At 74.1% G+C, this 18,883-nt stretch carries 20 protein-coding genes; 12 read left to right on the plus strand and 8 right to left on the minus strand.

The window, feature by feature from the left end; translation table 11 throughout:
• Positions 1-66 precede the first annotated feature (66 nt).
• Positions 67-1,047 (minus strand): alpha/beta fold hydrolase, encoded by a 981-nt coding sequence (locus tag POF43_RS14295; RefSeq protein WP_271315042.1) that lies wholly within the window; start codon positions 1,045-1,047, stop codon positions 67-69.
• A gap of 120 nt (positions 1,048-1,167) precedes the next feature.
• Between POF43_RS14295 and POF43_RS14300 the strand changes: the two genes are divergently transcribed.
• The 4 genes from POF43_RS14300 to POF43_RS14315 all read left to right on the plus strand — a co-directional run bounded on the left by POF43_RS14300 (position 1,168) and on the right by POF43_RS14315 (position 3,019).
• Positions 1,168-1,395, plus strand: a complete 228-nt coding sequence (locus POF43_RS14300; RefSeq protein ID WP_271323528.1) for an Rv3202a family protein — start codon at positions 1,168-1,170, stop codon at positions 1,393-1,395.
• A gap of 172 nt (positions 1,396-1,567) precedes the next feature.
• Positions 1,568-2,209 (plus strand): TetR/AcrR family transcriptional regulator, encoded by a 642-nt coding sequence (locus POF43_RS14305; RefSeq protein WP_271315040.1) that lies wholly within the window; start codon positions 1,568-1,570, stop codon positions 2,207-2,209.
• Between the two features lie 120 nt (positions 2,210-2,329).
• On the plus strand, positions 2,330-2,557 hold the full coding sequence (locus POF43_RS14310; protein ID WP_271315039.1) for a DUF3107 domain-containing protein: 228 nt from the start codon (positions 2,330-2,332) through the stop codon (positions 2,555-2,557).
• 183 nt (positions 2,558-2,740) lie between these two features.
• A complete protein-coding gene (locus POF43_RS14315) occupies positions 2,741-3,019 on the plus strand; it encodes a hypothetical protein (RefSeq protein ID WP_271315038.1) in 279 nt (92 codons plus the stop codon).
• A gap of 221 nt (positions 3,020-3,240) precedes the next feature.
• Here the strand turns inward: POF43_RS14315 and POF43_RS14320 are convergent, their stop codons facing one another.
• Positions 3,241-4,008 (minus strand): ferritin-like fold-containing protein, encoded by a 768-nt coding sequence (locus POF43_RS14320; protein WP_271323529.1) that lies wholly within the window; start codon positions 4,006-4,008, stop codon positions 3,241-3,243.
• 559 nt (positions 4,009-4,567) lie between these two features.
• On the opposite strand from POF43_RS14320, the gene POF43_RS14325 reads away from it, so the two are divergent.
• The 3 genes from POF43_RS14325 to POF43_RS14335 all read left to right on the plus strand — a co-directional run bounded on the left by POF43_RS14325 (position 4,568) and on the right by POF43_RS14335 (position 7,789).
• A complete protein-coding gene (locus POF43_RS14325) occupies positions 4,568-6,184 on the plus strand; it encodes a DEAD/DEAH box helicase (protein WP_271323530.1) in 1,617 nt (538 codons plus the stop codon).
• 341 nt (positions 6,185-6,525) lie between these two features.
• Entirely contained in the window at positions 6,526-7,401 is an 876-nt protein-coding gene (locus tag POF43_RS14330) for an alpha/beta fold hydrolase (protein ID WP_271323531.1), read from the plus strand.
• Positions 7,402-7,636: 235 nt separating this feature from the next.
• On the plus strand, positions 7,637-7,789 hold the full coding sequence (locus POF43_RS14335; protein ID WP_500692305.1) for a DUF8834 family protein: 153 nt from the start codon (positions 7,637-7,639) through the stop codon (positions 7,787-7,789).
• A 33-nt stretch (positions 7,790-7,822) separates the two neighbouring features.
• On the opposite strand, the gene POF43_RS14340 is transcribed toward POF43_RS14335, so the two are convergent.
• The 4 genes from POF43_RS14340 to POF43_RS14355 form a co-directional block, all read right to left on the minus strand.
• Positions 7,823-8,428, minus strand: a complete 606-nt coding sequence (locus tag POF43_RS14340; RefSeq protein WP_271315034.1) for a MarC family protein — start codon at positions 8,426-8,428, stop codon at positions 7,823-7,825.
• A gap of 251 nt (positions 8,429-8,679) precedes the next feature.
• Positions 8,680-9,537, minus strand: a complete 858-nt coding sequence (locus POF43_RS14345) for a PHP domain-containing protein (RefSeq protein ID WP_271323532.1) — start codon at positions 9,535-9,537, stop codon at positions 8,680-8,682.
• A gap of 300 nt (positions 9,538-9,837) precedes the next feature.
• Entirely contained in the window at positions 9,838-10,476 is a 639-nt protein-coding gene (locus POF43_RS14350; RefSeq protein WP_271315032.1) for a DUF6758 family protein, read from the minus strand.
• Positions 10,477-10,926: 450 nt separating this feature from the next.
• On the minus strand, positions 10,927-11,520 hold the full coding sequence (locus POF43_RS14355; protein ID WP_271317887.1) for a suppressor of fused domain protein: 594 nt from the start codon (positions 11,518-11,520) through the stop codon (positions 10,927-10,929).
• Between the two features lie 462 nt (positions 11,521-11,982).
• Between POF43_RS14355 and POF43_RS14360 the strand changes: the two genes are divergently transcribed.
• Entirely contained in the window at positions 11,983-13,110 is a 1,128-nt protein-coding gene (locus POF43_RS14360; protein ID WP_271317888.1) for a magnesium and cobalt transport protein CorA, read from the plus strand.
• A 3-nt stretch (positions 13,111-13,113) separates the two neighbouring features.
• On the opposite strand, the gene POF43_RS14365 is transcribed toward POF43_RS14360, so the two are convergent.
• A complete protein-coding gene (locus POF43_RS14365) occupies positions 13,114-14,088 on the minus strand; it encodes a DMT family transporter (protein WP_372516005.1) in 975 nt (324 codons plus the stop codon).
• Positions 14,089-14,169: 81 nt separating this feature from the next.
• Between POF43_RS14365 and POF43_RS14370 the strand changes: the two genes are divergently transcribed.
• The 4 genes from POF43_RS14370 to POF43_RS14385 all read left to right on the plus strand — a co-directional run bounded on the left by POF43_RS14370 (position 14,170) and on the right by POF43_RS14385 (position 17,945).
• The gene (locus POF43_RS14370) at positions 14,170-14,709 is read left to right on the plus strand and encodes a hypothetical protein (protein ID WP_282698722.1); all 540 of its coding nucleotides are present in this window, start codon (positions 14,170-14,172) and stop codon (positions 14,707-14,709) included.
• A 154-nt stretch (positions 14,710-14,863) separates the two neighbouring features.
• Complete coding sequence (locus POF43_RS14375) at positions 14,864-16,159, plus strand: magnesium transporter MgtE N-terminal domain-containing protein (RefSeq protein ID WP_271314989.1); 1,296 nt, start codon at positions 14,864-14,866, stop codon at positions 16,157-16,159.
• Entirely contained in the window at positions 16,149-16,754 is a 606-nt protein-coding gene (locus tag POF43_RS14380; protein ID WP_271314990.1) for a DUF1003 domain-containing protein, read from the plus strand. Before POF43_RS14375 ends, POF43_RS14380 begins: the two co-directional genes overlap by 11 nt.
• A gap of 30 nt (positions 16,755-16,784) precedes the next feature.
• Complete coding sequence (locus POF43_RS14385) at positions 16,785-17,945, plus strand: Mrp/NBP35 family ATP-binding protein (protein WP_271314991.1); 1,161 nt, start codon at positions 16,785-16,787, stop codon at positions 17,943-17,945.
• Between the two features lie 124 nt (positions 17,946-18,069).
• Here POF43_RS14385 and POF43_RS14390 read toward each other — a convergent pair whose 3' ends face one another.
• Positions 18,070-18,744, minus strand: coding sequence for a hypothetical protein (locus POF43_RS14390; protein ID WP_271314992.1), 675 nt, complete (start codon positions 18,742-18,744; stop codon positions 18,070-18,072).
• Positions 18,745-18,883 lie beyond the last annotated feature (139 nt).

Consider the following 18,883-nt stretch of genomic DNA (forward strand, 5'->3'; position numbering starts at 1 on the left):
GTCAACGGCCCCTCAGCGGCCTCAGAAACCCGTAGGAGCCGGCCTCGGCGCCCCGCCGGCGACCCGTCAGCGCCCCTCGGTGGAGGCCACGAGGTCGCGGAACGCCTGCTCGACGATGGCCGGGTGTTCCATCATGGTGACGTGGCCGCCCTCCGGCACGGTCACCAGTCGCGAGTCGGGGAACGCCTTCGCCGCGCGGTGGGCCATCCGGAAGGCGACCAGCCGGTCACGGCCGCCGTAGACCAGCAGCGTCGGCGCCAGCACCTTGCGGGCCTGCCGCCACAGCGAGTGCGGGCCGCCGAGGGTGTACGCGTCGACGATGCCGCGGGTCGAGCGGATCATCGCGTCCCAGAAGTACGGCAGTTCCATCCGCCGTTCGTACTCACGGGTGGCCGCCTCGAACTCCGCCTCGCCGAAGTTGGCCGGGTCGCCGAAGCACAGCGAGATCAGCGCCTCGGTGCGGCGGCGCGGGCTCCAGTCGCGGGTGGCCCGCATGTACAGCTGCGGCAGCCCCGGCACCGAGGCCAGCGCGGTCGGCCAGGCGGTGCGCTGCGGGCGGATCTCGGGCAGCGCGGGCGAGATCAGCGTCAAGGTGCGCACCAGGTCCGGGCGCACCGCGGCGATCCGGGTGGCGACCGCGCCGCCGAGGGAGTTGCCGAACAGGTCGACCGGCCCGGCGCCGCGGGCCTCCAGCAGCCGCACGACGGCGCGGGCGTGGCCGTTGACCGAGTAGTCGCCGTCGTCCGGGGGCGGGGAGAAGCCGAAACCGGGCAGGTCGACCGCCTGGCCGTCGACCAGGTCCACGAGCCGGTCCATCAGCGCCGACCAGTTCTGCGAGGAGCCGCCGAGACCGTGCACGAACACCGCCGGGCGCAGACCCTCGCGCTCCGGGCGGCGGGAACGCACGACCAGCGAGCACCCCGTCAGGGTGACCGTCGTGACCGTCTCGCGGTCGCTGTCCGCGGGCGGCGGTCCGGCGGGCGGAACGGATGCCGGAGCGCCGGCCACCGGGGCCGAGGAGGGTTCGGTCGACTCTGTCGAGGACATGGTCCGATAGTACGAGTCGATCCGGGCGATGCCCTGGCGCGCGGCCCGAGCCCGCGCGTCCGGTCCCGCGGCCGCCTACGCTCGATGGTGCACGGCAACCGGCAGGCGAAGGGAGACGGCATGTCCGACGAGCCGCTGGAAGAGCGCGAGGCAGACCCGGCGGACGCCGCGGAACAGCGGCGGCCGGCGGCCGGCGACGACGGGACCGGCACCGGGAACGGCAGCGACGACGACATGGCGGACGGCATCGACGACGGGGCGGCGGACCCCCCGCCGGACGAGGCCGACCGGGCGGACGCGATCGACCAGCGCCGCGCGGTTCCCGTGGACGATGACGACTATCGCTGACATTCCAGCACCGAACGGGCACGAACCCGGGCGCGCGGCACGTTCAGGTCATGAGATTCTGCGCCCGCGCGGCGCATCGTGACGTTACCCAAACGTACGATGGCGAACGCGGCACAACGACTCGCGGCGGACCGGAATTTCGCAACACGCCAGAGCACGATTGGGAGGCGGCGTGACAGCCATGGAGCAGACCGAGGCGCGCCCGCGCGGGACGCGTCTGCCCCGCCGGGCCCGACGCAACCAACTGCTGGGGGCGGCCCAGGAGGTGTTCGTCGCCCAGGGTTACCACGCGGCGGCGATGGACGACATCGCGGAACGGGCCGGGGTCAGCAAGCCCGTGCTCTACCAGCACTTCCCCGGCAAGCTGGAGCTTTACCTGGCGCTGCTGGACCAGCACTGCGAACTGCTGCTCCAGGCGGTACGCACGGCGCTGGCGTCCACCACGGACAACAAGCAGCGCGTCGAGGCGACGATGCACGCCTACTTCGCCTACGTCGAGGACGAGGGCGGCGCGTTCCGCCTGGTCTTCGAGTCCGACCTGACCAACGAACCCGCGGTACGCGAGCGGGTCGACAAGGTGGCTCTCCAGTGCGCCGAGGAGATCTGCGAGGTCATCGTCGAGGACACCGGCCTGGCCCGGGAGCAGTCCATGCTGCTGGCGGTCGGCCTCGGCGGCGTCTCCCAGGTGGTGGCCCGCTACTGGCTGTCCACCGGCAAGCGGGTCAGCCGCGACCAGGCGGTCGGGCTGCTGACCGCGCTGGCCTGGCGGGGCATCGCCGGCTTCCCGATGCACGGTGACGGCGAGGCCCACTGACACCGGCCGGCGGCGACGCCGGCCGGCCACCGCCGACGTCCTGCCCGGCCGGGCACCGGTGGCGGCGCGCAAACGCTACTGTTGGCGCCGTAGGACGCCTGAGCTTCGGAGGGAAGTGCCGTGGAGGTCAAGATCGGCGTGCAACACGCGCCGCGCGAGATCGTCATCGAGAGCGAGCAGTCGACCGAGGAGATCCAGAAGGCCGTTTCCGCCGCCCTCACCGGCGCGGAGAAGCTGCTGAGCCTCAACGACGCCCGCGGCCGCAAGGTCCTGGTCCCCGCGGACCGGCTGGCCTACGTGGAGATCGGTGAGCCGTCGAAGCACAAGGTGGGCTTCGGCGCGCCGTGATGCGCCGCGCGTGAGCGCGCCGGCGAACGGAAAGCGGCCGCCCCGGGTCACACCGGGCGGCCGCTTTCCGTTTGCCGGGCCCGTACCGCGGGGTAGTTGATGAATCGTCCGGTTCACCGGGAGTGACGGACCGGAGTCCGTCCGTCCGGGGCGGGCCGGCGGGACGACAGCGGGAGGGGCGCCATGATCGTGGCCATACTCGAAAGCGCGGTGATCGGTGTCGCCGTCGTCGTGGCGGCGCTGCGCCTGTTCCCCCACCACTTCCCCGCGCCCAGGCTCGCCGCGGTCGGCGGCCTGGTGGGCGCGCTGGTCGGCGGCATCATCACCCGGTGGGTGATGGGCGGCGGCCATCCCGCGGCCCCGGCGCTGGCCGCGCTGCTGGTCGCGGTCGCCGGCCTGTCGCTGCTGCTGCGCGCCCCGGCGCCGCGGCACCGCACGACCCGGGGACCGCGCACCGCCTGACACGACCCCGCCGGAGCGATGTCGCCGGACGGCACGCGGCACCGGACGGCGGCGGCACGCGGACCGGGCGCAGGCGGAACGCGGACCGGACGCCCACAGCACACGGGCACCGGACGCCGACCGGCGCCGACGGCACGCGGAACCGGACGCCAGCGGCACGCTGAGGCCTGCGGACGGCACCCGGACGGCACGCCGGCCCGGCGCCGGGGGAACTGCGACCGTCAGGAAGCCAGGCCCAGCGCGGACATCCGCTTGGTGTGCGCCTCGGTGATCCTGGTGAACATCCGGCCGACCTCGGCCAGGTCGAACCCGTCGGCCACCCCGCCGACCAGCATGGTCGACAGCGCGTCACGGTCGGCCACCACGCGCTGCGCCTGGGAGAGCGCCTCGCCCATCAGGCGGCGGGCCCACAGCGCCAGCCGGCCGCCGACCCGCGGGTCCTTCTCGATGGCGGCGCGCACCTTGCCCACCGCGAACGTCGCGTGCCCGGTGTCGTCCAGCACGGCGAGCACCAGGGCACGGGTGTCGGTGTCGAGGCGGGCGGCGACCTCGCGGTAGAAGTCGCTGGCGATGGAGTCGCCGACGTATGCCTTGACCAGGCCCTCCAGCCAGTCGGACGGCGCGGTCTGCTTGTGGAAGCCGTCCAGCGCGGCGGCGAACGGCTCCATGGCGCCGGTGGGCTCCTCGCCGACCTCGGCCAGCCGGTCGCGCAGGCGTTCGAAGTGGCCGAATTCCGACGACGCCATCTTCGCCAGTTCCGCCTTGTCGCCCAGGGTGGGGGCGAGCTTGGCGTCCTCCGCGAGCCGTTCGAACGCGGCGAGTTCGCCGTAGGCCAGCGCGCCGAGCAGGTCGATGACGGCGGCCCGGTACTGCGGCTGCCGTTCGGCGGTGATCCAGTTCTGCGCGGCGATGCCGGTCGGGGCCGGCGTCTCGTCCCGCCGGGGGGTCTTCGCCGAAGCGGGCGCGGTGCTGTCGTCAGGCGTCTGCATGCTCGGCACAATAGTCGGCCGCCGGCCGGGCGCGACCACGGACGGCCCCGCTCCGGCCGTTCGCGTACGCCGGTCCGCACCCCGGGAGCGGGCCGCCGCGTACCGGGCGCTGCGAACGTTTTGCCGAATTCGAATCCACCGGTTCCTCACGGCTGGGCGCATCCGGGGTACAGTGGTAGGGGAGCCCGTCGATTATCGGCGGACTCGTTCACGAATACGGATGCCCGGTCGGTGGCCCGATCGGCTCCGACCAGACTGTCCCGCCCACGTCCCCGTGGGTGGTGGCCCCGCTCGCGGCACGCGTGAGGGCCGCGGTCCCGCGCTTCACGGCCGTCCCGGCCCTGCCCCAACAGTCCGGGGAATCGGTTCGTACGACTCCGGACGGCGCGGTCAGCCTCCGTCGTTCTCGGATGCCCGACCCCCCTCACCGCACAGTGCCGCGCTCACGGAAGAGGCAAGCATCCTGTCCACCACGACTTTCCGCGATCTCGGCATTCTTCCCGAGACCGCCGAGGCCCTTGAGGCCGTCGGCATCATCACCCCGTTCCCCATCCAGGAGATGACCCTCCCGGTCGCCATGGCGGGCAACGACGTCATCGGCCAGGCGAAGACCGGCACCGGCAAGACGCTGGGCTTCGGCCTGCCGCTGCTGGAGCTGGTCACCGTCGGCGCCGACGTCGAGGCCGGCCGCGCCACCGACGAGAAGCTGACCGTCGGCCCGCAGGCCCTGGTCGTCGTCCCCACCCGCGAGCTGTGCACCCAGGTCACCAACGACCTGCTCACCGCCGGCAAGGTCCGCGACGTACGGGTCCTGGCGATCTACGGCGGCCGGGCCTACGAACCGCAGGTCGAGGCGCTGCGCAAGGGCGTCGACGTGGTCGTCGGCACCCCGGGCCGGCTGCTGGACCTGGCCGGCCAGCGCAAGCTGGACCTGTCCTCGGTACGCGCCCTGGTCCTCGACGAGGCCGACGAGATGCTCGACCTGGGCTTCCTGCCGGACGTCGAGAAGATCATGGACATGCTGCCGAAGAAGCGGCAGACCATGCTGTTCTCGGCGACCATGCCCGGCCAGGTCATCTCGCTGGCCCGCCGCTACATGTCGCAGCCCACCCACATCAGCGCCACCGCGCCGGACGACGAGGGCGTCACGGTGGCCAACATCACCCAGCACGTCTTCCGGGCGCACTCGCTCGACAAGCCGGAGTTGGTCGCGCGCATCCTGCAGGCCGAGGGCCGCGGGCTGGCGATGATCTTCTGCCGCACCAAGCGCACCGCCGCCGACATCGCCGACCAGCTGGCCCGGCGCGGCTTCGCCTCCGGCGCGGTCCACGGCGACCTGGGCCAGGGCGCCCGCGAGCAGGCGCTGCGCGCGTTCCGCAACGGCAAGGTCGACGTGCTGGTCTGCACCGACGTGGCCGCCCGCGGCATCGACGTCGACGGCGTCACGCACGTCATCAACTACCAGTCGCCGGAGGATGAGAAAACGTACCTGCACCGGGTCGGCCGCACCGGCCGGGCGGGCAACTCCGGTATCGCGGTCACCCTGGTCGACTGGGACGACATCCCGCGCTGGCAGCTGATCAACAAGGCGCTGGAGCTGACGTTCAACGACCCGGAGGAGACGTACTCCACCTCCGAGCACCTCTATGAGCTGCTGAACATCCCGCAGGGCATCACCGGTGTGCTGCCGCGCGCGGACCGCACCCGTGCGGGCCTGGCCGCCGAGGCGGTCGAGGACCTCGGCGAGACCGGCGGCCGCGGCCGCAAGTCCGCCGGTGCCGCCGCCGCTCCCGCGGTCACCGAGGAGCGCGCCCCGCGCACCCGCACCCCGCGCCAGCGCCGCCGCACCCGCAACGGTGCGCCGGTCACCGAGGGCGAGGCCGCGGTCGCCACCGCCGAGGGCAGCGCGCCGCAGGCCGTCGCCCCGGCCGACGGTGAGGCCGCACCCGCCGCGCCGCGCCGCCGCCGCCGCACCCGCTCCACCGCCGCCGGCGCCACCGCCACCTCCGCCACGGCCCCGGCCACCGCGACCGCGGTCGCCACCGCCCCGGTCGAGGCGGCCGTCGCCGCTGCCGCTCCCGAGTCCGCCGCCCCGGACGCCGAGGGCGCGACGCGCGCTCCCCGGCGCCGCCGGCGCACCCGGCCGGCCGCCGCCAAGCCGGCCACGGAGTCCTGACCCGGCTCGACCCGTCCGACGGCCCGGCACCCCCGCGAGGGGCGCCGGGCCGTCGGCGTGTGCGGGCAGGCGGCCACCGTCCCGATCCGCGCCTGGTGGGCAACGGTGATGCCCGGCACCGGACCGTCGGCATACGCGAGCAAGCGGCCACCGCCCGGATCCGCGCCCGGTGGGCAACGGTGACACCCGCGTACCCGGGCAGGCGGCCACCCCTTGGTCTGCGCCCGGTGGGCAACGGTGACACCCGCGTACGCGGGCACGCGGCCACCCGGCGTACGCGGGGGCGCGGCGGTGCGGCGCGGGCTACTGCGGCCGGCGGGGCGGCGGCTAGCCTGACGGCCATGAGCCGACCGCCGATGTTGCAGCTGCCCGACTCCGCGCGGGCGTACCGCCTGGAGACCTCGCGCGGGTCGTTCGCCGTGCTGGACGCCGGGGCGGCGCGGCGCGGGACCGCGTTGCTGGTACCGGGGTTCACCGGCAGCAAGGAGGACTTCATCGGGCTGCTGGAGCCGCTGGCGGCGGCCGGCTGGCGGGTCGTCGCGGTGGACGGGCGCGGGCAGTACGAGACCGGTGGCCCGCGCGCGGAGGAGGCGTACGCCCGCGGTGAGCTGGTGGCCGACCTCATGGCGCAGGCGAAGGCGCTGGCGGCGGACCGGCCGGTGCATCTGCTGGGGCACTCGATGGGCGGTCTGCTGGCGCGGGCGGCGGTGCTCGACGGTGGCGAACCGCAGGCGTGGGCGTCGCTGACGCTGATGAGCACCGGGCCGGCCGCGATCGACGCCGCCCAGCAGGTGCGGACGAACCTGCTGGTGGACGCGCTGGCCACCATGGACCTGGAGAGCATCTGGCAGGCGATGCAGGAGATGGACGCCGCGCAGACGGTGGACGCGGCGGCGGTGACCGGGGTCGCGGACGGGGTGGACGAGTTCCTGCACCAGCGGTGGCTGGCCAACACCCCGCAGCAACTGCTGGCGACCGGGCGGCAGTTGATGTCCGAGCCGGACCGCGTCGAGGAGCTGGCGGCGGTGGGGATGCCGAAGCTGGTGATCTCCGGCGAGGCGGACTACGCGTGGCCGGTGCCCTGGCAGGACGAGATGGCGGTCCGGCTCGGCGCCCGGCGCGAGGTCGTCACGGGCGCCGAGCACTCCCCCAACGCCGAACGCCCGGCGGACACCGCCGCGCTCCTGGACGACTTCTGGGGTTCGGCCACCGGCTGACCGCCGCCGCGCCCGGCCGCTCACCTGCGCTTTCGCTGCTGTCGGCGACGGGCGGGACGCTCAGCGGAGTTGAACGGCGAAAAAATTTCTTTCGCTCAGGGAAGATTTTCGGTGCGATAGGCGTTGGACGGTGATGTAACCCACAAGCAATCACCGTGAAGCCGGTGCGAAGCAGCGGCGGACTTCACTGGTGGACGTCGCAGTCCTCCCCGAGCGAAGGGAGCTTTCCATGCGCATGGAGAACGCGCTGTTCGAGATCATGCGTCTCGACGACATCAACGGCAACGCCATCGACAGCACGATCGTGGACGCCGCCTGCGTGCGGCAGTACGTACAACAGGCCGCGGAGACCGGCCAGCGGATCTATATACGGCCCGCCGAGCAGTGATCCCCGTCCTTCCGTGACGGGGGGCCGGCGGGGTCAGGTGCCGTGTACGAAGCCCATGACCCCGTTGGCCACCTGCTGGACCGCGATCGCGGACAGCAGCATTCCGGAGAGCCTGGTCACCAGCACCACGCCGCCGTCCTTGATCAGCCGGATGATCGCCAGCGAGTAGCGCATCGTCAGCCACAGCACCACGTGCATGGCGACGATGGCCGTCCACACCGACAGCAGCTGCGCGCCGCCGTCGGCGTGCTGGACGGCGAGGATCACGGTGACGATGGCGCCGGGTCCGGCCAGCAGCGGCATCCCCAGCGGCACCAGGGCCACGTTGACGTCCTTGGTCTGGCTGGGTTCGTCGGACTTGCCGGTCAGCAGGTCCAGCGCGATCAGCAGCAGGAGCAGCCCGCCGGAGATCCGCAGCGCGGGCACCGACACGTGCAGGTAGTCCAGGATCTGCTGGCCGCACACCGCGAAGACCGCGATCACCCCGAAGGCGACCAGCACGGCCTGCCAGGCCATCCGGCGCTGGGTCTTGTGCGGGCGGCCGCCGGTCAGGGCGAGGAAGATGGGCGTGATCCCGGGCGGGTCCATGATCACGAAGAGGGTGACGAAGACCGATCCGAACAGGGTGACGTCGAACATGGCAGGGCGGACTTTCGCGGTTCGGTACGGCCGCGCGTCGTGCGGCGGCCGGCATGGGGACGGGTGGGGGTGCGGCCCGCGGTGCGGCGGGCCGGCGGGCGCGGTGGATCGCGCCGTGCGGACGCGCCGGACGGAACGGCCCGGTGGGCGCGCGGGGCGGCGGGACCCGCGGCGGTGCGGGTCGGTGCGCCTGGGGCGGGTCCCGGGGAGCGCGGTGGGCCGTGTGCCCGCCGGGCCCCGCAGGACCCGCCCTAGATCGCGGAGATGGGGACCGCCCCGGTGGCCCGGCGGGAGATCTCCCGGTAGACCTCGGGGTCGGTGGTGTACTCGCCGAGGCGGACCGTCTTGCGGCTGCCGTGGTAGTCGCTGGATCCGGTGGTGAGCAGGCCGAGTTCGGCGGCGAGGGAACGCAACCGGGCCCGGGTGGGCTCGTCGTGGTCCATGTGGTCGACCTCGAGGCCGTCCAGCCCGGCGGCGGCCAGTTCGGCGATCGCGCTCTCCGGGACCGTCCGGCCGCGCTTGACGGCCGCCGGGTGGGCGAAGACGGTGACGCCGCCGGCCGCCTTGACCAGGCGGACCGCGTCGAAGGGGTCGAGTTCGTGCTTGCCGACGTAGGCCCGGCCGCCGTCGCCGAGCCACAGGTCGCTGAAGGCGTCGGAGACGGTGGGCACCACGCCGAGTTCGACCAGGGCGGAGGCGATGTGCGGGCGGCCGACCGAGCCGTCGCCGGCGATACGGGCCACCTGCTGCCAGGTCACCGGCACGTCGAGGTCGCGCAGCCGGGCGACCATGGCCTGCGCGCGCGGCACCCGGTCGTCGCGGACCAGTTCGCGCTCGCGGGCGAGGTCCGGCTCCTCGGGGTCGAACAGGTAGGCCAGCATGTGCACGCCGGTGCCACCGAGCCGGCACGACAGTTCGGCGCCGCGCACCAGCGTCAGCGGCCGGTCCAGCTCACGCACCGCCGCGGCGGCCTGCTCATGGCCGCCGACCGTGTCGTGGTCGGTGATGGCGACGACGTCCAGCCCGGCGCCGGCCGCGTTGCGCACGAGTTCGGTCGGGGAGTCGGTGCCGTCGGACGCGGTGGAGTGGGCGTGCAGGTCGATGCGCACGGCGGGCACTCCTTCGTCGGTCTCGGTCGCGTCGGTGTCACGAACTGCTGCGGAACTGCGGGCGCCGCCCCACCGTGGACCACTGGCGGCACGGGTGGGCAGCGCGGTCGGCGCGCGTGGGGTGCACGAGCGCCGCGGGAGCAACGGTAACGGCATTCGGGGCCGCGGAACACAGGGCCCGGTCCCGGCGGCCGTCCGGTTCCGCACCCGGCGGTCGAACGTCCGCACGCCGCCGTCGCAGCTTGCGAATGCAAGGATAACCGCCGCCGACACCCCGCAATCCCAAGGGTGCGCTTCGGGTCAGGACAGCAGTCGCGGGGAAAGCGCGCCGCAGGGCAGCAGATCGACCTCGGGGCCGGCCTCGCGGACGTCGGCCAGCACGATGTCCTCGTACAGCAGCATCCCGGCGCGTTCCGGCCAGATGACGGCCCACAGCCACAGGCCGAAGGCCTCGCCGGCGTAGACGGCGCGGTCGTCGGGGGCGTCGGGGACGTTCCACAGCGCGGTGGGGTGGCCGGCCGCCAGCACCTTGGCGTGCGCGGGGGCGTGCGGCGGCATCCGCGGGCCGGGGTCGGGGCCGGGCACGCCGGCGTAGCGGGCGCCGAGGCCGACGCCGAGCTCCTCCGCGATCAGCAGCATCTCACCGGCGCCGCCGAGCGGTCCGGGGCCGGAGCAGGCGATCACGCTGGCCCGTCCGCCGGCCCGGTCGTCGCCCGCCGACGCCGCACCGGTGAACAGCCAGCCGACCGGCAGCGGCCAGGGCATCCACACCGGCACCCTGGACCGGGCCGCGACCACCCCGAGCGCCTCGACGCTGGGCGGCACCACCGGCTGCACGGGCTGGACGGCGCCATGCACGGCGCACTGCCAGGAATCGGCGAAGAGACCAGGAGTCCTGACCCGGCCGCCGCACTTCGGGCAACTGGGTTCACCTCTCATACCGACCCACGGTCCTCCCGGTCGCCCGGCGGGTCAAGCGGGCGCGACGGCCCGGCGCCCGGTATCACCGGGACGGCACCCGGCGCTCACCCCGGCACCACCCGGCGCCCACGCCGACCGCACATGACCGCGCGGCACGCCCGGCGGGCGCCGGCGCTCAGCGCCCCCCGGCGGTCGGCCTACGGCGTCCGGCCACCACGGCACACGGCACCTCCGACGGCGTCCGGCACCCCCGGCACCCAGCCGCAGCGGCCCCCGGCACCCCCGGCACCCAGCCGCAGCGCCGACCTCACCCAGCGTCCCGGCTCCCCCAGCGGCTTCCGACGCCCCCGGCACCCGGCCGCAGCCCCGCCGCACCCGGCGTCCCGGCTCCCCCAGCGGCTTCCGACGCCCCCGGCACCCGGCCGCCGCCGCGCCCCGCCCGGCGTCCCGCCCCGGGCACGCCCCCGCTCACCCCAGCGGCACCGAGCGGCGCAGCGGGTCGCGCAGGTCGGTGGCGGCGGTCAGCCAGCGGTCGTGCAGGGCGCCGGCGCCGTGCACCCGTTTCCAGGCGGCCTCGGTCGGCGTCATCGGCAGCAGCGGGTAGAAGCGCACCGGGTCGCGGGGGGCGTCCAGCTCCAGGTCGGGCACCAGGCCGCCCGGTTCGGCGACCAGCACGGCGGTGAACGGCGCGCCGGGCCACAGCGGTTCACCGGTGTCCAGCGACGCGCCGGGGGTGATCACCAGGCCCTCCACCTGCGGCGAGGCGGCCAGCACCGCCAGCGGGCGCAGTACCTGGTCGGTCGCGGCGAATCCGGCGCGCACCGAGAGCACCAGTTCGGCGCGCGGTCCGCGCTCGGCGTCGGCGACCGCGGCGAGCGGGTCGGTCATCGCGGCGGCGGACATGCCGAGCGTGGCGTACCGCACCACGCCGGCGGCGGGGTCGTCGAAGCGCAGCACCTCGATGCGGTCGGTGCCCACGAAGGTGACCGCCGCCCGGGCGCCCGGTTCGCCCAGCGCCGACCTCAGCCGGTTCTCGGTCAGCTCCAGCACATCAGCAGCCATGGGCCGAGCATAGAACGAGGGCCGAAACAGGGGTGGTGCACGGGCCGGGCGGCGATCTTGGTAAAGTGGAGCGCTGGCCGCCAGGGCATGGCGGGTCCGGCATGGCGCTCCCCACGGGGACAGGCTGGAGGAGGTGGGGCTGCAATGGGAGATCCGAGTCGACCGTGCAGTACCGATAGCTCTTCCGGCGAACGCGTCACCCTCGCCTGATCGTTGCCCCACTACCCGGCCGTAAAGACCGGGAAACCCCGTGGTCACCGCCGTCGCAGGCGGTTCTCCACCGGTCCGGCGTCGGCCGGCCGCCACGGGTCGTGCGGGCCGGGTTGCGGGCATCGCCTTCACACTCGTCGTGTTCGCGGCACCGGTGCCGCCGGACACTCCCGGAAGAGTTCCTTTTCCTCGTCACCGCTGCGCCGCGGGCATCCGCCTGGTGTCCACGGCCGGTCCCGGAAGGAGCTTGCCATGTCGATGATGCGCGAACTGCGTGCGGCCGTCCGACCCTCCCTGCGCAAGGGCGCGGCCGCCGGCCCGTCCGGAGCGGCCCCCGGCGGCGCCGGGTCCGCCGAGGCGCTGCCGGACTCGGTGGTCGACTGCGCGGTCTACCGCGACGGCCGCCGTTGCACCGAACGTGTCCTGCCGCGCGCCGCGCTGCGGGAGGTCCGCGAGCGGGGCGAGGGGTTCGTCTGGATCGGGCTGCACGAGCCCGGTGAGGCCGAGTTCGCCGGGCTGGCCCAAGAGTTCGGGCTGCACCCGCTGGCCGTCGAGGACGCCGTGCACGCCCACCAGCGCCCGAAGCTGGAGCGGTACGACGACATGCTCTTCACCGTCTTCAAGACGATCCGCTACGTCGAGCACGCCGAACTGACCGCCAACAGCGAGGTGGTGGAGACCGGTGAGGTGATGGTCTTCACCGCGCCCGACTTCGTCATCACCGTGCGGCACGGCGGCCACGGGTCGCTGCGGTCGCTGCGGCACCGCCTGGAGTGCGACCCGGAGCTGCTGGCGAAGGGGCCCAGCGCGGTGCTGCACTCCATCGCCGACCGGGTCGTCGACGACTACCTGACGGTCAGCGACGCGGTGCAGAACGACATCGAGGACGTGGAGAGCGACGTCTTCTCCGCCGAGCCGGCCGGCAAGGGCCAGGGCATGGACACCGCCGGGCGGATCTACCAGCTCAAGCGCGAGGTGCTGGAGTTCAAGCGGGCGGTCTCGCCGCTGCTGCGGCCGATGCAGCTGCTGAGCGAGCGGCCGATGCGGGTGGTCGACCCCGACATCCAGAAGTACTTCCGCGACGTCGCCGACCACCTGGTGCGGGTGCACGAGCAGGTGGTGGGCTACGACGACCTGCTCAACTCCATCCTCCAGGCCAACCTGGCGCAGGCGACCGTCGCGCAGAACGAGGACATGCGCAAGATCACCGCGTGGGCGGCGATCCTGGCAGTGCCCACGATGATCACCGGCGTCTACGGCATGAACTTCGACCACATGCCCGAACTGCACACCAAGTACGGCTACTACGTGGTGCTCGTCGCGATGGTCGCGGTCTGCTTCGCCATCCACCGCGGCTTCCGGCGCAACGGCTGGCTGTGACCGTCACACCGGGGTGAGCTGCGACGGCTCGGCGACCGGCCCGCGGCCGCCGAGCACCACCAGCACGAGCCCGGCCAGGATGACCAGCAGCGCCGGGTAGACGGCCACCGGCGGGTGCTGGCCGAGCCATACAGCGGCGATCAGCGCGGCGCCCGGCGTCTCCAGCAGGATCGCGGTGGACGTCACCGACGGCCCGAGCCCGCGCACCACCCGGTTCAGCAGCGAGTGCCCCAGCAGTTGCGCGGCGACGGTGAGCGCGGCCAGCTTGACCCAGGTCTGCCCGCTGTAGCCGGCGCCCACCGACGCCCCGTCGGCCAGGCACGCCGCCAGCAGCACCACGGCGGTCGTGCCGTAGCAGACGTAGGTGTACGACAAGGTGCTCACCGTGCGGCGCACCCGCGAGCCCAGCAGCACGTACCCGGCGGCCGCGATCCCGCCGCCCAGCGCCAGCGCGTCCCCGGCCAGCGCCCGCCCGGACGTCGTCAGGTCCACGCCCGACACCAGCAGCACGCCGACGAACGCCAGCGCGGTGCCGGCCCACACCAGCCACGGCTGCCGCTGCCCGCGCATCCGCAGGAACAGCGTGGTCCAGATCGGCGTGGTCGTCACCAGTGCCGTCGAGGAGGCCACCGACGTCATCGACAGGCTCGGCAGCCACAGCCCGAAGTGCAGCGCCAGCACCACCCCGGACAGCGCGGACAGGCCCACCTCGCGGCGGGTCATCCGGCGCAGCTCCGCGCGCCCGCGCAGCAGGGCGAACGGGCTCATCACGCCCATGGCCATGGCGTTGCGCCAGAACGCGATCGCCAGCGCGGGCGCCGCCGTCGAGGCGATCAGCGGCGCCGAGACCGACACCCCGCTGATCGCGACCGCCAGCAGGCCCAGGTCCAGCCGGCGCGCGCCGGGGCCGGGCGGGCCGGCGGCGTCGGGTCCGGCGGGGGCGGTGCCCGGCCGCGTGGTGCGCGGGGCGCCTGGCACGGTTGCTCCTCGGGGCGGCGAAGGGGGATTCCAGGGACTCCATCAGCCTAATCGGGGGCGTTGAGGCAATAGGCTGCGCGTATGGCTCAGGCGCAGACACCGACCCCGCTGGACCGCGCTCTGATCGAGGAGGCGGCCAAGAAATCCGGCCTGCTGTGGGTGCGCGGCGAGGACGCCGGCCCGGCGGTGGGCCTGTGGTACCTGTGGATCGACGGCGCGGTCTGCCTGGTCGGCGGTCCCGGCGAGCAGCCGTTGCGCGGGCTGACCGACGGCGGCACCGCCGTGGTGACGCTGCGCAGCAAGGACAAGGGCGGCCGTCTCGTCGCCTTCCCCGCCCGCGTGGCGGAACTCGCACCGCACTCCGACAGCTGGCAGGCCGCGGTCGGCGAGCTGAAGGGCAAGCGCCTCAACGCCCCGGACTTCGCCGACATGCCGGAGCGCTGGGCGCGGACCTGCCGCGTGCTGCGCCTGACCCCGGACGGCGCACCGGTGGAGTCGCCCACCGTCATCCCGACCGGCTCCGGCGCCGCGGCCCCGCCGCCCACCCCGGCCACCACCCGCCACCCGATCCCCCGTTCGCTGCCCCGCCTGCTGCTGCGCCGCCGGCGCGCCGAGGACTGATCCGGCCGGCCCCTGACCGGTTCCCCGGCGCCCGTCGGCAACCCATGTCGTGCCCGCGGGGGTGGCGGCGGATAGGGTGACGGTGGCCCGGCGGCGGTCCGGCGGCGACATGCGCGCGGGCCGCGCCGGATATCCGCGAGAGGGGGAGGTCCGCATGGTCGCAGGAGCCCCCCGGGTGTTCATCTCCCGGCTCGCCGGGGTCGCGGTGTTCGACCCCAACGGCGACCAGGTCGGCCGGGTCCGGGACGTGGTCGTCATCCTGCGCGTCGGCGGGCGTCCGCCGCGCGTGCTGGGCCTGGTGGTCGAGGTCGTCAGCCGGCACCGGATCTTCCTGCCGATGACCCGGGTCATCGGCCTGGAGTCCGGCCAGGTCATCACCACCGGCGTGGTCAACCTGCGGCGCTTCGAGCAGCGGGAGGCCGAGACCCTGGTGCTGGGCGAACTGCTGGACCGCAAGGTGCGGCTGGCGGCGGCCGGCGAGGACGTCACCGTGCTCGACGTGTCCATGGTGCAGCTGCCGGCCCGGCGCGACTGGGAGGTCGACAAGGTCTTCGTGCGGCGCGGCCGCGGCGGGGCGCTGCGGCGCCGGGGCGAGACGCTGACGGTGGACTGGTCGGCGGTGAGCGGGTTCGCCGCCGTCGAGCACGGCCAGGGCGCCGCGAGCCTGCTGGCCACCTTCGAGCAACTGCGCCCGGCGGACCTGGCGAACGTCCTGCACCACCTGTCGGAGAAGCGCCGCGGCGAGGTCGCGGCGGCGCTCGACGACGACCGGCTGGCCGACGTGCTGGAGGAGCTGCCGGAGGACGACCAGGTGGAGATCCTCAGCAAGCTCGCCGAGGAACGCGCCGCCGACGTGCTGGAGGCGATGGACCCCGACGACGCGGCCGACCTGCTGTCGGAGCTGCCGGAGGCGGAGAAGGAACGCCTGCTGACGCTGATGCAGCCGCAGGACGCCGCGCCGCTGCGTCGGCTGCTGACGTACGAGGAGCACACCGCGGGCGGTCTGATGACGACCGAGCCGATCGTGCTGCGGCCGGACGCCACCGTGGCGGAGGCGCTGGCGCGGGTGCGCAACCAGGACCTGTCGCCGGCGCTGGCCGCGCAGGTCTACGTGTGCCGGCCGCCGGACGAGACGCCGACCGGCAAGTACCTGGGCGTCGTGCACTTCCAGCGGCTGCTGCGCGATCCGCCGTTCACCCTGGTGGGCGCGATCGCCGACACCGACCTGCGGCCGCTGACGCCGGACACCGCGCTGCCGGCGGTGACCAGCTACCTGGCCACGTACAACATGATCGCCGCGCCGGTGGTGGACGACAGCGGTTCGCTGCTGGGCGCGGTGACGGTCGACGACGTGCTCGACCATCTCCTGCCGGAGGACTGGCGGGACTCGGCGGCGCACGACGAGCTGTCATCCGTAGCGCAGTTGGGGGAGGACGCCGATGGCCGCTGAACGCACCGGGCGCGGGGCGGGTGCCGAACGGGGCAAGTCGCCGGGCGGCGCGTCGCCGGTCACACCGCGCGGCGGCAGCAGGACGCGGCTGGACCAGCCGCGCGAACCGGGGCGCCGGGTGCTGCCCTCGTGGGACCCGGAGGCGTTCGCCCGGCTGAGCGAGCGGATCGCGCGGTTCCTGGGCACCGGCCGGTTCATCGTCTGGATGACGGTGGTCATCATCGGCTGGGTCATCTGGAACGTCTCCATGCCCCGCCACCTGCGGTTCGACGAGTACCCGTTCATCTTCCTGACGCTGGCCCTGTCGCTCCAGGCCTCCTACGCGGCGCCGCTGATCCTGCTGGCGCAGAACCGGCAGGACGACCGCGACCGGGTCAACCTGGAGCAGGACCGGCGGCAGAACGAACGCAGCATCGCCGACACCGAGTACCTCACCCGGGAGATCGCCGCGCTGCGGATGAACCTCGGCGAGGTCGCCACCCGCGACTGGATCCGCTCCGAACTCCAGGACGTCGTCAAGGACCTGGAGGAGCGGTTGTACGCGGAGCTGACCGGCGCGGTACGTGAGGAAGGCGACCGGCCGACCCGTCCGTGAACGCCGGTGCGGCGCCGTACCATCGACCGTATGGCTACCGACACTCCCCCGGCCACCACGCCGGACACCGACGCGGTGCGCGCCGCGCTGGCGACGGTGAACGATCCCGAGATCCACAAGCCGATCACCGACCTGGGCATGGTCAAGTCGGTGGAGGCCGGTGAGGACGGCACGGTACGCGTCGGCATCTACCTCACCGTCTCCGGCTGTCCGCTGCGCGAGACGATCACCAAGAACGTGACGGACGCGGTGGCGCGGGTCGCCGGGGTCCGCCGGGTCGAGGTCGAGCTGGACGTGATGAGCGACGAGCAGCGCCGGGACCTGGCGTCCTCGCTGCGCGGCGGCCAGACCGAGCGGGAGATCCCGTTCGCCAAGCCGGGCACGCTGACCCGGGTCTACGCGGTCGCCTCCGGCAAGGGCGGCGTCGGCAAGTCCTCGGTGACGGTCAACCTGGCGGCGGCCATGGCGGCCGACGGGCTGAAGGTGGGCGTGGTCGACGCCGACATCTACGGGCACTCGGTGCCGCGGATGCTGGGCGTGGAGGGCCGGCCCACCCAGGTCGAGAACATGATCATGCCGCCGTCCTCGCACGGCGTGAGCGTGATCTCCATCGGCATGTTCACCCCGGGCAACGCGCCGGTGGTCTGGCGCGGTCCGATGCTGCACCGCGCGCTCCAGCAGTTCCTGGCCGACGTCTACTGGGGCGACCTGGACGTGCTGCTGCTGGACCTGCCGCCCGGCACCGGCGACATCGCGATCTCGGTGGCGCAGCTGGTGCCGAACGCGGAGATCCTGGTGGTGACCACCCCGCAGCAGGCCGCCGCGGAGGTCGCCGAGCGCGCCGGGTCGATCGCGGTGCAGACCCACCAGAAGATCGTCGGCGTCATCGAGAACATGGCGGGCCTGCCCTGCCCGCACTGCGGGGAGATGGTGGACGTCTTCGGCAGCGGCGGCGGCCAGCGGGTCGCCGACGGCCTGACGAAGACCACCGGGGCCAACGTGCCGGTGCTCGGCTCGATCCCGATCGACGTGCGGCTGCGCGAGGGCGGCGACGACGGCCGCCCGGTCGTGCTGAGCGACCCCGGTTCGCCGGCCGCCGGCGCGCTGCTGACCATCGCCGGCAAGCTCGGCGGCCGGCAGCGCGGGCTGTCCGGCATGTCACTGGGCATCACGCCGCGCAACAAGTTCTGACCGCCGCTCCCCCCGGTACGCCCGCGGGCCCGCCCCGTCCGTCGTCGGTGCGGGCCCCCCGCTCCCCCGGGTCCGCCCGCGGGCCCGCACCGACCGTCGGGGGGGCGGGCCCGCGGCGTGTGCCCTACAGCGTCGCGTCGTAGGCGGTGAGGTCCTTCACCCGGGCCAGGGCCAGGCCGTAGGCGCTCATGCCGCGCCCGTAGCCGCCGAGGTGGGCGCCCTCGACCGAACCGGCCAGCACCCAGCCGTACTCCGACTCGCGGTAGCGGAACGGGGTCGGCACGTCGTCCACCGGCAGGCTCAGCGTGGTCCAGGCGTCGCCGTCGAGGTCGTCGGCCAGCTCCCAGGCGATCGCGGTCTGCTGCTCCAGCCAGTCCGAGCGCAGCGCGCGGTCCATCCGGCCCGGCCAGGTCGACGACAGCAGCCCGGAGCCGGCCAGCCAGGCGGCGGAGGAGACCGAGGTGGCCTCCAGCGTGCCGGTGCCGTCCGCGCTGGTGCGCACCGGCCGGTCCCCCAGCGTCACCACCACGGCGAACCGCTGGCGCTCGGCCTCCGGGTCGGCCATCGGCAGCGCCGCCATCAGGCTGGGCCGGTCGCCGTGGCCGAGCGCGCCGTGTTCCACGGTGCCCTCGGCGCTGAACCCGGCCTGGGTCAGCCAGCGCTCCCCGTCGTACGCGGCGTCCAGCCCGTACCAGGGGAACCCGGCCAGCAGGTAGCCGTCTATCGGCCGTGTCCCGGCCTGCGGTTCGTTGCGTTCCCCGCTGGGCGCGGACGCCCCGCCCCGGCTCGTCGTCTCCATACGCGCGGCGCCTTCCTCGATGCCCTGACGTCTCGTCGGCACACGCCCGTGCGCGGCCTGCACGCCCCACCCCGTGGGCGAGTCCCACCTTGGCGTGTCCTGGGTGCCCGCGGCCCCGCACGACATGCCTTAGGAGGAT

This window comes from Streptantibioticus silvisoli, assembly GCF_027947535.2.
Classification (GTDB): Bacteria; Actinomycetota; Actinomycetes; order Streptomycetales; family Streptomycetaceae; genus Streptantibioticus_C; species Streptantibioticus_C silvisoli.

Coding starts and splice junctions, on each gene's coding strand:
- POF43_RS14360 (WP_271317888.1), top strand. CDS start 11,983: ATGTCGATGATGCGCGAACTGCGTGCGGCCGTCCGACCCTCCCTGCGC.
- POF43_RS14320 (WP_271323529.1), bottom strand. CDS start 4,008: ATGCAGACGCCTGACGACAGCACCGCGCCCGCTTCGGCGAAGACCCCC.
- POF43_RS14355 (WP_271317887.1), bottom strand. CDS start 11,520: ATGGCTGCTGATGTGCTGGAGCTGACCGAGAACCGGCTGAGGTCGGCG.
- POF43_RS14340 (WP_271315034.1), bottom strand. CDS start 8,428: ATGTTCGACGTCACCCTGTTCGGATCGGTCTTCGTCACCCTCTTCGTG.
- POF43_RS14370 (WP_282698722.1), top strand. CDS start 14,170: ATGGCTCAGGCGCAGACACCGACCCCGCTGGACCGCGCTCTGATCGAG.
- POF43_RS14380 (WP_271314990.1), top strand. CDS start 16,149: ATGGCCGCTGAACGCACCGGGCGCGGGGCGGGTGCCGAACGGGGCAAG.
- POF43_RS14330 (WP_271323531.1), top strand. CDS start 6,526: ATGAGCCGACCGCCGATGTTGCAGCTGCCCGACTCCGCGCGGGCGTAC.
- POF43_RS14335 (WP_500692305.1), top strand. CDS start 7,637: ATGGAGAACGCGCTGTTCGAGATCATGCGTCTCGACGACATCAACGGC.
- POF43_RS14325 (WP_271323530.1), top strand. CDS start 4,568: ATGACCCTCCCGGTCGCCATGGCGGGCAACGACGTCATCGGCCAGGCG.
- POF43_RS14390 (WP_271314992.1), bottom strand. CDS start 18,744: ATGGAGACGACGAGCCGGGGCGGGGCGTCCGCGCCCAGCGGGGAACGC.
- POF43_RS14385 (WP_271314991.1), top strand. CDS start 16,785: ATGGCTACCGACACTCCCCCGGCCACCACGCCGGACACCGACGCGGTG.
- POF43_RS14295 (WP_271315042.1), bottom strand. CDS start 1,047: ATGTCCTCGACAGAGTCGACCGAACCCTCCTCGGCCCCGGTGGCCGGC.
- POF43_RS14315 (WP_271315038.1), top strand. CDS start 2,741: ATGATCGTGGCCATACTCGAAAGCGCGGTGATCGGTGTCGCCGTCGTC.
- POF43_RS14300 (WP_271323528.1), top strand. CDS start 1,168: ATGTCCGACGAGCCGCTGGAAGAGCGCGAGGCAGACCCGGCGGACGCC.
- POF43_RS14375 (WP_271314989.1), top strand. CDS start 14,864: ATGGTCGCAGGAGCCCCCCGGGTGTTCATCTCCCGGCTCGCCGGGGTC.
- POF43_RS14350 (WP_271315032.1), bottom strand. CDS start 10,476: ATGAGAGGTGAACCCAGTTGCCCGAAGTGCGGCGGCCGGGTCAGGACT.